This window comes from Actinoplanes sp. NPDC026670 (genome assembly GCF_040638175.1).
In the GTDB taxonomy this organism is placed as follows: Bacteria; Actinomycetota; Actinomycetes; order Mycobacteriales; family Micromonosporaceae; genus Actinoplanes.
The window spans coordinates 23,527-36,608 of sequence record NZ_JBEZXU010000013.1 but is presented as its reverse complement, the minus strand read 5'-3'; the positions used below and the strand labels follow the sequence as shown (position 1 = coordinate 36,608).

The window sequence follows — 13,082 nt, the reverse complement described above, 5'->3', positions numbered from 1 at the left end:
TGGGACAAAGATCAAACCCTTGACCTGCACAGATGTACGGCCGGACGAGCGCCGTGGGACGGGACGGTACGGTGTTGCACGTGGCCGGCCCGCACGAGCGACTGGTGTCCCAGCTCGCCCAGATCAAGGACGTGAGCGGCCTCAGCCTGCGTGCCCTGGCCACGAAGGCGGGCCTGAGCAGCTCGTCGTTGTCGAGGTACCTGACCGGCCGGCTCGTCCCGCCGTGGGACGCCGTCGTCGCGCTCTGCCGGGCCGTCGGCCGTGACCCGCGCCCGCTGCGCCCGATCTGGGCCGAAGCGGAGAAGGCCGGGGCCGCCCCGCCGCCGCGCCGCAACGACCTGCCGGCCGATCTGTTCGACTTCACCGGCCGGGAGAGCGAGATCGCCCGCGCCGAGGAGCTGCTGCGTACCGCCGGGTCGGTCGCCGTCGACGGGATGGCCGGGGTCGGCAAGACCAGCCTCGCCGTGCACGTCGCCCACCGGGTCGCCGCCGCCTACCCGGACGGCGGCCTCTACCTGGACCTGCACGGTTTCACGCCGGGTCATGAGCCGCTGGCGCCGGCGGTCGCGCTGGAACGGTTGCTCGGCGCCCTCGACGTCACCCACCCGCCGGCGGTCGTCGACGACCGGGCCGCCCGGTGGCGTTCCGAACTGTCCCGCCGCCGGGTGCTCGTCGTCCTCGACAACGCGGCCGACGCCGACCAGGTGCGCCCGTTGCTGCCCGGCGCCGGCCGATCCGCGGTCCTGCTGACCAGCCGCAACCGCCTGATCAGCCTGGACGCGGTCCCGCCGGTGTCGCTGACCCCGCTGGCCGGCCCGGACGCGGCCCGCCTGTTCGCCCGAGCCGCCGGCCTGACCACCCGCCCCGGCGCTGTCCCCTCCGCCGCGCCGGCCGTCCCGTCCGTAACGCCGGCCGTCCCGTCCGCAGGCTCGGCCACCTCGTCCGCCGCGCCTACCGCCCCGTCCGTAACGCCGGCCGTCCCGTCCGCGGGCTCGGCCACCTCGTCCGCCGCGCCGGCCGTCCGGTCTGCCGTGCCCGCTGGGCCTTTCGTCGCGTCCGCAGATGACGACGGTGTTCAGCAGGTGCTCGCGCAGTGCGGAGGGCTGCCGCTCGCGCTCCGGATGGCCGGTGCCCGGTTGCGGCACCGTCCCGGCTGGACGGTCGCGGTGCTCGCCGAGCGGCTGCGGGACGGGGCCAACCGGTTCGACGCGGCGTTCGGGATGTCGCTGCGGCAGCTCGACGAGGTGCAGCGGCGGGTGTTCCGGCTGCTCGGGGTGCTGCCGGGCGACGACTTCGGCGCCGCGGCGGCGGCCGCTCTCACCGGGCTGCCGGCCGGGCGGTGCGCGGAGCTCGTCGACGAGCTCGTCGACGCGCACCTGGTGCAGGAGACGTCGCCCGGGCGGTACCGGCTGCACGATCTGATCCGGCAGTACGCCGCCGACCTGGCCGCCGAGGACGGGCCCGAGGCGGACGCCGCGGTACGCCGGGTGCTGCGGCACTATCTCGCGGTGGCGGGCGAGGCGTCGCCGGAGTGGTTCGACGCGGAGTATCCCAATCTGGTGGCCGCCTTCGACACCGCGGTGCGCCTCGGGGACGACGAGGTGGTGGCCGATCTGCCGCCCGCGATGCGGGTCTGGTTCTTCCGGCATCGGGGCACCGCGGATCACGTGCGCCTGCTGGCGACGGCCGCCGACGCCGCCGGACGGCTCGGCCGGGCCCGCCGCCGGGCGTCCCTGCTCGCCGACCTGGGCTTCGCCCACGCCGCCGCCGGGCGCCTGACCGACGCCCTCGCCGCCTACGAGGCCGCAGCCGCACCAACCGCCCCGGGCGATGCCGCCCCGGCCGGGGTGGAGCTCGACGCGGCGCTCGCGTTGCGGACCGGGTTCGTTCTGCGGGATCTGGGGAGGTTCGCCGAGGCGGGGGAGCGGTTCCGGCAGGCGCGGGAGCTGTTCGCGCGGACCGGGAACCGCGGCGGGGAATCGCAGGCGCTCGCCTTCGACGGGTGGGTGACGCTACAGCGGGGCGACCGGGACGGCGCGGCCGGTCTGGCGCGGGCGGCCCTGGATCTCGCCGACGGCCCCGCGCGGATCACCGGACTGATCACTCTCGGACGCGCGACAGGTGAGATGGCCACGCTGGAGGAGGCCCTGCGGTTGGCCGGGGAGAACCGGCTGCCGCATCAGCAGGCCTGGTGCCACAACCAGATCGGCGTCACGTTGCGGGAGTCCGCCGACTTCCCGGCCGCCCTGGAGCAGCACCGGCGGGCGCTGGCGCTGCTGGAGTCACTCGCCGAGGCGCAGCTGGAGATCGAGTGCCGCCGCGACCACGACGAGACGGCCCGGCTGGCGGCGGAGGCGACACGGACGGGTCCGCCGGGGGAGAGTGGCCTGGACGGGTGAGGTACCGGACGGTCGCGGTCCGTTACGTTACCGGCATGCGCCGGCACCTCGCCCTCGTCCCGTTCCTTCTCCTGCTCACCGCCTGCTCCAGCCAGGGCGACAAGGCCACCGCCACGCCCACCGGGCCCGCCGCGCCGGCCACGGCGGCGCCGGGCACGCCGGCCGAACCCACCGAGCCGGCGACGCCCACCGCGACCGTCACGACAGTTGCGCCGAGTCCGACCGTTTCCGGTCCGCAGTACGCGTTCATCAAGGAGATCAAGCCGGCCACCCGTGAGCTGACCTACGACCTGGTCGAGTATTTCGCGGGCAAGGCGGCGGTGAAGGCGTGCGCCGACGACGGCGAGAAACCGGCCGAGAACGACTGGTGCGTCGGCTACTACATCCGCAACAACAACACGAAGCTGCGTACCGTCAAATTCGCCCCGGGCGCCGAGATCAAAGTCGTCGACCTGGGCGAGTTGACGAAGGCCGAACTGGGCCGGCTGGAAGGCGGAATGCTGCTGCGCTTCGAGATCGAGGGCGGCGCGATCGCCCGGGCGGAGCAGGTCTATCTGCCGTAAGACATCGATAAACTTGACAGTCTTAAGAAAGCTGCGGACACTCCTGGGATCCCCGGTTAGCGCTCACATGCCCCGATGTGAACGAAGGAATCCCCATGAGAACCCGTTCCCTGAAGATCGCGTTCATCGCGCTCCTCACCGTGGCCGGCACCGCAGTCGGCCTCCCGCAAGCGTCCGCCGCCGCCTGCGGCGACGGCACCTTCCAATCCCAGGTCACCGTCAGCGGCAGCACCTGGACCGCCCGCAACGCCGCGGGCTCGGCCGTCTACACCGGAACCGATTTCCGGGCCGCGGTCCAGGCCGGCATCGGCAGTCTCACCGCCGGGCGCACCTCGATCCAGCGGGTCGTCGTCCGTGGCAACGGCACCATGTCGGCCGGCAGCCGCATCTCGCTGGCGAGCTACACCTCACTGTCGGTGTGCGGCACGATCAACGTGACCGGCTCCGGCAGCGGCGACTACGCCCCGGTCTACGCCCGCGGTGTCAGCAACATCGAGGTCCCGTACCTCAACGTGACGGGCGCGCCGATCTACGGCATCTTCATGCGCAACGTGACGAACGTGTGGCTCGGCCAGATCGACATGCGTCTCAGCGCCGGCCTCGGCGTGCGCATCGACAACCGCGGCGACACCAGCCAGTGGACCCGCAACGTCCGGGTCGACAACGTCTACGTGCAGGGCGCCAGCTCACACGCGATGGAGACGTACGGCGTGGACGGCATCACCATCGGCACCGTCACCGCCCGTAGTGTCGGTGAGTCGGGCCTGCTGCTCAACCAGACGATCAACGCGACGGTCGGCACCGTCGACGCCGACAACGCCGGCGCCGGCACCGGTTACGCGGCGTTCCGGATGGCCAACCGCAACGGCCGGGTCGGCAGCTCCTATCCCAACAACATCAAGGTCGGCACGGTCAAGGCGCGTGGCGGCGGCCGCGGCATCTTCTGCGTCTCGGAGAGCGGCGGCGCGACCATCGACCGGGTCGACATCGCCAACACCGGAAACAATTCGATCCTGGTCGAGAACTGCTACAACGTCATCGTCGCCGGCGTCTCCGGCACGGTCAGCGGCGGCGGCGAGATCCGCATCGCGGCGCGCACCGAATTCGCGCCGTCCTCCGGCATCCGCTTCCAGAACCTGACGGTCAGCAATACCAACATCCGCTGGAACCCCTGCACCGGCAGCAACAACACCGTCAGCAACGTCACCCGGACGAATTCCACCCTCACCTGGTGCTGAAAGACATTGATTCGGTACGGCAGAGTAGAAGCACCGTGAGCCACGACGCGACGCAGGCGATCCGCAAGATCGAAACGCGGCCGCCGGGCTGATGCGGTGGGAAACGACGCGGGCGCCCTCGATCGACGGGGGCGCCCGATCGTTCGCCGAGTGTCAATGGACTTACCGGCGTGCGTGTGAATCGGATAGCGGACATCCGTTGAATGATGGCGATTCCATCGAATCCGGTAATGATTCAGAGCGAAGCACGGTGCACCAAATGATCATTCGGAGACCGCATTCATGGCTGCTCACCTCAGCACCGCCCATCGCGTGGCGAACCTCATCGGGGCCGGGCGCCTGATCACGATCGGCCGCGGATGATCGAGCCCGACCAGCGCCTGATGCTGACCGAGCTGCGGCGCCTGAACCGGGCGGCCACCGAGGACGTGTGGACCGACCTCGACGTGCACCTCGACGACCTGAACGGCGCGGCCGCGGTGGCCGTGGCGCAGGCGTTCGAGGAGGCCGAGGCCCGGCGCACCGGAAGCCCACCGGGTGTGGTCGTCGAGGGCGGCCCCGGCGCCGGCCGGACGCACCTGCTGCGCTGGGCCCGGGAGCAGGTGCAGCAGCGTGAGGGCTACTTCTTCGAGATGGGGCTCACCGGCGGCCACGCGTTCTGGCCGGCTGTCGTGCACACCCTGCTGCGCGGGCTGCGCCGCTCCGGCTACTACCGGCACACCCAGCTCGCCATGTTCCTGGAACGGCTCAGCGAGCGCGCCGAGATCCCGAGCACGCTGCGCCGCCCGATCCGCGGGCAGGCGCCGCTCACCCCGGCCGCCCTCGACGCGTTCGTCACCGGGGTCCGGGCCGCCGACCCGGAGGCCGGCCGGGACTGCCGGTTCACCCTGCGGGCCCTGGTCCTGCTGGCCGCCACCGACACCGACGTTGCCGACCTGGGCGAGTCCTGGCTGCTGTCGCTGGCCGAACCGGCGCCGGCCGACGCCGAGCAGTGGGGCCTGCCCCGGGTCGGCAAATCCGAACAGGACGTGGCCGTGGAGATCTCCCGGCTGCTCGCCCTGACCGGCCCCAGCCTGCTGGCATTCGACCGGATCGACGTGCTCCTGGCCCAGAGCGGCGCTGCCCACGTCCCCCCGGCCGCCGCCGACCCGGCCGGGAGCGGCTCCGGCCGTGCCGTCGTGGTTGGCGTCGATCCGGCCGGGAGTGACTCCGGCCGTGCCGTCGTGGTTGGCGTCGATCCGGCCGGGAGTGACTCCGCGCGTGCCGTCGTGGTTGGCGTCGATGTGGCCGGGAGCGGCTCCGGCCGTACCCCCGCGGTTGGCGTCGATCTGGCCGGGAGCGACGCCGGCCGTACTCCCGCGGTGGTCGTCGATCTGGCCCACGGATTGATGGACCTGCGGGAGAAGCTCTTCCGGACGGCGACCGTGGTCGCCTGTCGCCCGGCTTCCTGGCAGCGGATCCGGGGCGGTGACCCCGGTGACCGGTTCCGGCCGGAGATCCGCCTTGACCCGCTGCCGTCGCGGGAGGTCGCGGAGCGGCTGATCGCTGCCCGGTTCGCGCCGCTCTTCGAAGCGGCCGAGTTCAAGCCGCCGTATCCCACCTGGCCGATCCGGCCGGAGGCCTTCGAAGGGGCGCCCGGCCGGACGCCCCGGCAGTTGATCGACCGCGCCGACGAACACGTCCGTCACTGCCTGGCCGGCGACAAGATCATCCCGCTGGCGGATCTCGGCGCGCACCGGGAGGACGTGCCCGCGGATCACCCCGGTGGCCGGCGGGCGAGTGCGGTGCCGGCGAACCTCGAGGTGCAACGGGGGAGTGACGGGCCCGAGCAGCCGGCGCGTCTCGGTGAACGCCTCACCCGGCTCGCCGCTGAAGCCGACGTCGCCGCCGCGCTCGACCCGGCGACCGAGGACACGGTGATGCCGGGGCTGCTGGCGGCCGGGTTGCGAGCGTGGGTGATCGAGCGGGGCGCGGACCGGTTCGCCGTCCCGCCTGTCGAACCCGGTCACCCGGCGGCGCACGCGTGGCTGTGCGAGAGCCTGGACCCGGAGACCGGGGACGAGGCCCACTGGTATTTCCGCGGGCTCGCTCAACCCGGCGCGCGGGGCGTCCAGGCGCGGCTGGCCCGGCTGCGTTCGGTGACCGCCCTCGACCCCGCGGCGCAGCGACGGCGCGTCATCGTGCTGCGCAACACCGACTGGCCGGCCGGTCCGGTCAGCGACCGTGTGCAGCGGGAATTCCTCGACCTCGGCGGCACGATCACCGCGATCGACCCGGACGACCTGCGTATCTTCGCCGCCCTGGCCGTCCTGCTGGACGAGGACGATCCGGCCCTGCCGGGCTTCCTGCGCGCCCACCGCCCGGCCGCGGGCACCGCCCTGTTCAGCACGGTCCTGGGCCGGCGATAGCGCCCGCACCGGGCGCACAGGGAACTCGCGTACCGTTACTTTTCGTGCGCAAACTGGCCGTACCGCTGATCGTTGGTCTTCTGGCCCTCACCGGCCTGTATCTGCTGCAGCGACCGTCAGCCGACGCCCAGGTCGCGTCCCGGACGGCCGTCGCGGCGGCCGGTCAGGCCGTTCGCAACGTCATCTTCATCAACGGTGACGGGATGGGCGCGGCCCATCGCGAAGCCGGCCGTCTCTACCTCGCCGGGCCCGGCGGCAGCCTCACCATGGACCGGTTCCCCTACTCGGGGCAGCTCAGCACCAGCCCGGCCGACCCGGCGTCGATCGTCACCGACTCGGCCGCCGGCGCCAGCGCCTGGGCCACCGGCCGGCGCACCTACAACGGAGCGATCAGCGTCGACAGCGGAGGGAAAGCCCTGCCCACCCTCGGCGCGCAGGCCAAGCAGGCCGGCAAGGCGACCGGTCTGGTCACCACCGCGCAGGTCACCGATGCCAGCCCGGCCGCGTTCTTCGCCAACGCCGTCGACCGCGACGCCCAGGACGACATCGCCCGTCAGTACCTGGAGGTGTCCAAACCCGACGTGATCCTCGGCGGCGGTGAGGACTGGTGGCTGCCCGAGGGGACCGCCGGCGCCTACCCCGATCGGCCCGCCGCCGACCCCACCGAATTCAGCGCCGGCACCGAGGGCGACCTGATCGCCGAGGCCCGCAAGGGCGGCTACCAGTACGTCTCCACCGCCGCCGAACTCGCCGCGGCCGGGCCCGGCAAGCTGCTCGGCCTGTTCGCCAACGAGGAGATGTTCCAGCAGAACGGTGACGTCTACGCCCCGCCGGTCGACCTGGCCACCATGACACAGAAGGCCCTCAGCGCCCTCTCCACCGATCCCGACGGCTTCTTCCTGCTGATCGAGGAGGAGGCCGTCGACGAGTTCGCGCACGCCGGCAACGCGCGGCGGGTGCTCCAGGCGATGGGCCGGCTGGACCAGGCGGTCGCGGTCGCGCAGTCATTCGCCGCCGCCCACCCGGACACCCTGGTCGTGGTCACCGGCGACCACGAGACCGGCGGGCTGGCCCTGCTCGACGGGACCGGGGCGAGCACGTCCTTCCCGGTCAAGGGCACGAGACTCCGCTTCGCCATGCAGTGGACCACCACCGGGCACACCGCACAGGACGTGCCGGTCTCCGCCTACGGCCCACTCGCCGACAGGTTCACCGGCAAGCACCCCAACACGTACGTCCATGAGGTCCTCGCCCCGATTCTGACCCGCTGAACCGGGCCGTCCCGTCCGGGGTGCACCGCGATGGACCAGGCGGAGACCGTACGGTGAGTCAGTACGCGAACGGCCAGCCGCCGGAGTCGTAGCCGATCCGGTTGAGGCCGAGGTGGGACGAGCCGCTGTCGGCGTAGTAGTGGTAGAGCAGCAGGTCGTCGAGGACCGCCGGGTGACCCGGGCCGTGCACGGCGCCGTGACCGGACAGGACCTCGGTGCCGCCGCCGGCCGTCATCGGTGTGCCGTTCCGGTCGATGAACGGGCCGTTCGGGCCGGCCGAACGGCCGACCATGGTGCGGTAGGTGCTCGCGGCGCCCTTGCAGCACGCGTCGAACGACACCCACAGATAGTAGTAGTCGCCGTGTTTCACCAGGTAGGGCGCTTCGATCGCGGTGTCGCCGCGGGTCGCCAGGGCGGTCCGGGCCGGATTCGACGGGCGGCCGGTCGCCGGGTCCAGGGCGATCTGCTTGATCCCGGTCCAGAACGAACCGAACGTCAGCCACCAGTGGCCCTCGTCGTCGACGAACAGGTTCGGGTCGATCGCGTTGAAGTCCGAACCGGCGCCGCTCTCGATCACCAGGCCGGCGTCGGTCCAGCTGCCGGACTCGCCGGTGGCGCTGGTGGCCAGGAAGATCGCCGACCGGTTCGAGCCGAACGTCGACGCCGAGTAGTACAGGTAGTAGCGCCCGTCGTGGAACGAGATGTCCGGCGCCCACAGAGCCGTGCTGCCCTTCGTGTACGGAAGCGTCCACGCCGCGCCGTCCGGGAAGACCGCGCCCGCGTCGGTGAAGGTGCTCAGGTCGGCCGACGTCCGTAGCCGCAGGTTGTCCCCGGTGTGCGCCAGCAGATAACCGCCGTCCGGCTTGCGGACCATCGCCGGGTCGTGCACGCCGGCGTCGCCGAGCAGGAACGCCGGCTCCGGATAGGCGCTCGGCGCCACCACCGGTGTGGAACCGGCTGCGGGCGCACCCCCGTCGCGCGCCCGCAGCACCACGATGCCCGCTGCCAGGGCGGCGACCACCAGGGCAGCGACCAGGGCGATGCGGCGACGAGGCCGCGAAGTCACGGACATTGCCAAGATGTTAACGATCACATCGGCGGCGTCAAGACATTGTGTGACCGGCTCAATATTTACGAACGGTCGGTCGCTTTGTTAGATTCGCGGCATGACACAGGACGGCCGGCTGGTCCGGGGCGAACGCACCCGTGGCGCGGTGCTGGAGCAGGCACTGCTGCTCGCCACCGTCTCCGGGCTGGACGGGCTCTCGCTCAGCCAGGTCGCCGACGCGCTCGGGGTCAGCAAATCCGGCCTCTTCGCGCACTGGCGGTCCAAGGAGGCGCTCCAGCTCGCCGTCGTCGACCAGGCCCGCGCCCAGTGGACCGAGCGGGTCATCCGGCCGGCCATGACCGCCCCGCCCGGGGTCCGCCGGCTGTGGGCCGTGCACGACAGCCGGCTCGCCTTCTACGAGGCCGGGGTGCTGCCCGGTGGCTGCTTCTTCGCCAACGCCCACTTCGAGTTCAACGCCCGCCCCGGCGTCATCCGCGACCGTCTCGCCGCCGAGCTCACCGACTGGATGACCTTCCTCACCGGGCTCGCCACCGAGGCCGTCACGATCGGCGACCTGCCGGCCGGCGTCGACCCGGGTCAGCTCGCCTACCAGACCGAGGCGCTCGGGGTCTGCGCCGTCATGCAGTCCCCGGTCCTCGGCGCCGCGGCCACCTGCCGCCGGGCCCGCAGCTCCCTGCTGGAGCACCTGCGCGCCATCGCCACCGACCCCACGATCCTCCCGGAGCCGACATGACCACGCTCTCCCTCGGTGCCGTCGAGCACACGCCCGTGCACTTCGACGACCTGGACGCCATGGGCATCCTGCACAACTCCCGATACGCGGTCCTGGTCGAGCGGGCCGTCTCCCAGTGGTGGGCCGACCGGGGCGTCTCGTTCAGCGGCGGACGCCCGACCTCACCCGACGCGTTCAACGCCGTCCGGGAGTACTCGATCACCTTCCACCGGCCGGTCTCCTCGGTCGGTGACATCGCCGTGCACTTCTGGCTGGCGAAACTCGGCACCACCAGCGCCGACTACCGGTTCCGGGTGACCTCTCTGGACGGCGCCGAGGTCTACGCCGAGGGCCGGCGAGTCAACATCCGCCTCGACCCGGCCACCATGCGCCCGGCCCCGTGGACCGAGCATGCCCGCGGCCTGGCCGCCGCCCTGACCGCCTGACCGCCTGGCTTTTCTGAGTCGGCGAGCGGGCCCGGAATGAGTACCTGTACTCATGTGCGCGTCCACCCGCTTCCGCGATCTTCGATGCATGAGTCTGAACGGTCCAGGGCATCGCGCGGCCGGCGCATCCGTCATGATCACTGTCATGAACGAGCGGACACTGCGATGGTGGACAGCCCTCGGCGCGCTGGGCGGCAGCCTCCTGATCACGCTGGCCGCCTCCTCCGCGCTGGGCGCCACGTTCTCGCCGATGGTCGGCGTGCAGGGCCCGGACGGGTATTACGACTCGCGCGGCCTCGTCCTCCCGCTCGTCCCGACCGTGGCCACCGTGCTGGCCCTGTGCCTGCTGCGCTGGTGGCCGTACCTGCTGGTGGCGGGTGGCCTGATCAGCACCGCGATCATCTGGCCGGAGCTGCTGCCCGACTCGTCGGAGCTGCCCTACCGATACCTGCTCACGGCGGCCTTCCCGCTGCTGGTCGTCGGTGTTCTCGGCGGCGCGCAGAGTCTGCTGACCGGCCGGGCGGTGGCGCTGGGCGCGGCGGTGGCCGGGCTCGGCACCGGGGGAGTGCTGGCCGGCCGCGCACTGGCCCGCATCACCGATGAGACCGGCGCTGATCCGGTCTTCTGGTCGGCCTGCCTGCTCGTCGCCGGACTGGCCGCCACCGGGCCGGCGGTCTGGGCGATGCGGCGCGGCGACCGGGCCGCCGAGGGACCGGCCGGGGCCGGCTTCTGGTCCTGGCGGCGGCTGCGCCTGGTGATCGCGGCGGGGCTCGCCTCCTTCGTCGTCCTTCCGCTGGCGCTGTTCCCCACCGAGTACCTGGCCCGGCTCCTCGGCATCAGCTGGTACAGCCTGGCGTACGGCACCGAGAAGGCCGCCATCATCGGCGTGGCCACCCTGGCGCTGGTCGCGGTCTGTGCCACGCTGACCGGGCTGTGGGGCCTGACCGGCGCCCTGACCGCGGCGACCGTGCAGGTGGCGGCGGCATACCCGCTGGTCGTCGCCTACACCGCGCTGGACCCTGCGGGGCCGGCGCGCCTGGCCGGTGTCGTCGCCGGTATGGCGGTCGGCATCGCGGCCGTGGCCACCCGGTGGCGGGTCGCCGCCGCCGGCACCCTCGCGGTCGGTGCCGCCCTGGTCATGTTCATCGCAGACTCGGGCACCGGCGGCGCGGCGCAGCGGCTGGCCGCCGAACAGAGCACCGTACCCACGTTCGTGATGCTCGTCCTGGCGGTCGCGGCGGTGACGGCGACCTACGGGGCGGCCGCTCACGTGCTGGCGCCGCGCGGCGCGGTCCCGGCCGTGCTCGGGCCGATCGCCGCGGTGCTCGCGGTGGCCGGGGTGCCGGCCCTCCGGGTGATCCAGCTGCGGCGCGGCGGGCCACCGCAGGACACTCCGGGAACCGGTGACTCGCTGTCCACCTCGGCCGTGCTGATGCTGGTGGCGGCGGCCGCGATCGCCGGCCTCGGCATCGCCCACCACCTGACCGAGCGCTGGGCCGAACGCAAACGCGCCGAACAGATCCGGAAGGAGGCCGCCGCCGCCGAACGGGACCGGCTGGCCCGGCCCATCCACGACGGGGTGCTCCAGGTGCTGGCACTGGTCCAGCGCGAGGGCGGCACCGAGCTCGCCGCGCTGGCCGGCGAACAGGAGGTGGCGCTGCGCAACCTGCTCAGCGGCGCCGCAACCCCGGACGGCCCGCGCGGCGACACCGATCTGCGGGCCGCGCTGACCGCGCTGGCCACCCCTCGGGTCGAGGTGTCCGCGCCGGCCGGCGCGGTGCTCCTGCCCGCCGGCCGGGCGGCCGAACTGCTGGCAGCGGTGCAGGCGGCACTGGACAACGTCGGCCGGCACGCCGGCCCCGGCGCCCGGGCCTGGATCCTGCTGGAGGACGAGACGGATGGGGTACGGGTGACCGTGCGCGACGACGGCGCCGGGTTCGAACCGCAGCGCCTGGCGGAGGCAGCCGCCGCCGGCCGGCTCGGCGTGGCCCAGTCGATGCGCGGGCGGATCGCCGACCTGGGCGGCGCCACCGAGATCTTCAGCCGGCCCGGACAGGGCACCGAGGTCGAGTTCCACCTGCCCAGGTGATCGGGCCGGGCGCGGCCGGAATCCGCGCCCGGCGGGCCGGTCAGATCCGGTCGGCCGCGATCAGCAGGTAGTGGAAGCTGCCCTCCCGGTACGCGGTCAGGAACGGCTCCTCGATCCCGGTGGCGACCTCGGACCTGGCACGCAGCTCCCAGTACGGGATGGTGGCCGCGGTCAGGTCGACCACGTTGATCGGGACGAGACCGTTCGCGGCCAGCGCCTTGAAGTACTGGCTGCGCGGGTGGATGTCACACGTGTAGTGCTCGTTGATCCGGCTGACCGCCTTCGAGCGCAGGCCCGTCACGTCGTTGGCGCACCCGGTGATGCACACGTAGCGTCCGCCGAACCTGAGCAGACGGGCGAACTCGGCGTAGAGGTCGAAGAGGTCCACGTACATGGTGGTCTCGTTGGTCCAGATCGCCTGCCGGGTGTTGCCCGGCAGCTGGGTCTCCAGCATGTTGCGGAAGTGGAAGCGGACCCGGTCGGCGATGCCGCGCCGCGCGGCCTGCTCGTTGGCGAAACCGACCTGGTACTCGGAGATCGACACGCCGTCGACCTCGCAGCCGAACCGCTGGTGCGCCATGATGCTGGTCCCGCCGCGGCCGGAGCCGCCGTCCAGGATCAGGTGCTCCGGCGCGATCGGGCCGAGGTGGTCGAGCAGCAGGTCGGCCTGGGCGCTCTCCAGCCGGTGCAGCTCGGCGATGATCCGCTGCTCACGGGTGGCGGCCGGGCCGTCCAGGACCGCCGGATCGTAGGGACCGACCCCGTAGTGGTGGTGGTACAGGTCGTCGACCTCGCCGAGACGCAGGTTCACCGGGTCGTCCTGGTTGGTGTTCCAGTACGCGGCGACCGACTTCTCGAAGTCGGTGCGGAGGATCGTGCTGGTCATC

General features: G+C 72.5%; 10 protein-coding genes. 8 read left to right on the top strand and 2 right to left on the bottom strand.

Going from position 1 to position 13,082, the window contains the following annotated elements:
- The first annotated feature begins 80 nt into the window (after nt 1-80).
- The 5 genes from AB0E94_RS15010 to AB0E94_RS14990 all read left to right on the top strand — a co-directional run bounded on the left by AB0E94_RS15010 (nt 81) and on the right by AB0E94_RS14990 (nt 7,879).
- Nucleotides 81-2,399 (top strand): helix-turn-helix domain-containing protein, encoded by a 2,319-nt coding sequence (locus AB0E94_RS15010; RefSeq protein ID WP_360326423.1) that lies wholly within the window; start codon nt 81-83, stop codon nt 2,397-2,399.
- Between the two features lie 35 nt (nt 2,400-2,434).
- A complete protein-coding gene (locus AB0E94_RS15005; RefSeq protein WP_360326421.1) occupies nt 2,435-2,962 on the top strand; it encodes a hypothetical protein in 528 nt (175 codons plus the stop codon).
- Nucleotides 2,963-3,057: 95 nt separating this feature from the next.
- A complete protein-coding gene (locus AB0E94_RS15000; protein ID WP_360326420.1) occupies nt 3,058-4,200 on the top strand; it encodes a hypothetical protein in 1,143 nt (380 codons plus the stop codon).
- A 359-nt stretch (nt 4,201-4,559) separates the two neighbouring features.
- Nucleotides 4,560-6,608, top strand: a complete 2,049-nt coding sequence (locus AB0E94_RS14995) for a hypothetical protein (protein ID WP_360326419.1) — start codon at nt 4,560-4,562, stop codon at nt 6,606-6,608.
- Nucleotides 6,609-6,652: 44 nt separating this feature from the next.
- Nucleotides 6,653-7,879 carry an alkaline phosphatase gene (locus AB0E94_RS14990; RefSeq protein WP_360326418.1) on the top strand — a complete coding sequence of 409 codons (1,227 nt, stop codon included), beginning with the start codon at nt 6,653-6,655 and terminating at the stop codon, nt 7,877-7,879.
- A 58-nt stretch (nt 7,880-7,937) separates the two neighbouring features.
- Here AB0E94_RS14990 and AB0E94_RS14985 read toward each other — a convergent pair whose 3' ends face one another.
- Nucleotides 7,938-8,951: an arabinan endo-1,5-alpha-L-arabinosidase gene (locus tag AB0E94_RS14985; RefSeq protein WP_360326416.1), complete on the bottom strand. Its 1,014-nt coding sequence runs from the start codon at nt 8,949-8,951 to the stop codon at nt 7,938-7,940.
- A gap of 94 nt (nt 8,952-9,045) precedes the next feature.
- Here AB0E94_RS14985 and AB0E94_RS14980 point away from each other — a divergent pair, with 94 nt between their 5' ends.
- The 3 genes from AB0E94_RS14980 to AB0E94_RS14970 all read left to right on the top strand — a co-directional run bounded on the left by AB0E94_RS14980 (nt 9,046) and on the right by AB0E94_RS14970 (nt 12,195).
- A complete protein-coding gene (locus tag AB0E94_RS14980; RefSeq protein ID WP_360326415.1) occupies nt 9,046-9,681 on the top strand; it encodes a TetR/AcrR family transcriptional regulator in 636 nt (211 codons plus the stop codon).
- A complete protein-coding gene (locus AB0E94_RS14975) occupies nt 9,678-10,106 on the top strand; it encodes a hotdog domain-containing protein (protein ID WP_360326413.1) in 429 nt (142 codons plus the stop codon). Before AB0E94_RS14980 ends, AB0E94_RS14975 begins: the two co-directional genes overlap by 4 nt.
- Before the next feature lie 145 nt (nt 10,107-10,251).
- Nucleotides 10,252-12,195, top strand: coding sequence for an ATP-binding protein (locus AB0E94_RS14970; RefSeq protein WP_360326411.1), 1,944 nt, complete (start codon nt 10,252-10,254; stop codon nt 12,193-12,195).
- A gap of 40 nt (nt 12,196-12,235) precedes the next feature.
- On the opposite strand, the gene AB0E94_RS14965 is transcribed toward AB0E94_RS14970, so the two are convergent.
- Nucleotides 12,236-13,081 (bottom strand): geranyl diphosphate 2-C-methyltransferase, encoded by an 846-nt coding sequence (locus AB0E94_RS14965; protein ID WP_360326410.1) that lies wholly within the window; start codon nt 13,079-13,081, stop codon nt 12,236-12,238.
- Nucleotide 13,082 lies beyond the last annotated feature (1 nt).

What these genes read in the sequence shown, in the direction of transcription:
- AB0E94_RS15005 (WP_360326421.1), top strand. Translation starts at nt 2,435, where the DNA reads ATGCGCCGGCACCTCGCCCTCGTCCCGTTCCTTCTCCTGCTCACCGCC.
- AB0E94_RS15000 (WP_360326420.1), top strand. Translation starts at nt 3,058, where the DNA reads ATGAGAACCCGTTCCCTGAAGATCGCGTTCATCGCGCTCCTCACCGTG.
- AB0E94_RS14995 (WP_360326419.1), top strand. Translation starts at nt 4,560, where the DNA reads ATGATCGAGCCCGACCAGCGCCTGATGCTGACCGAGCTGCGGCGCCTG.
- AB0E94_RS14985 (WP_360326416.1), bottom strand. Translation starts at nt 8,951, where the DNA reads ATGTCCGTGACTTCGCGGCCTCGTCGCCGCATCGCCCTGGTCGCTGCC.
- AB0E94_RS14980 (WP_360326415.1), top strand. Translation starts at nt 9,046, where the DNA reads ATGACACAGGACGGCCGGCTGGTCCGGGGCGAACGCACCCGTGGCGCG.
- AB0E94_RS14975 (WP_360326413.1), top strand. Translation starts at nt 9,678, where the DNA reads ATGACCACGCTCTCCCTCGGTGCCGTCGAGCACACGCCCGTGCACTTC.
- AB0E94_RS14970 (WP_360326411.1), top strand. Translation starts at nt 10,252, where the DNA reads ATGAACGAGCGGACACTGCGATGGTGGACAGCCCTCGGCGCGCTGGGC.
- AB0E94_RS14965 (WP_360326410.1), bottom strand. Translation starts at nt 13,081, where the DNA reads ATGACCAGCACGATCCTCCGCACCGACTTCGAGAAGTCGGTCGCCGCG.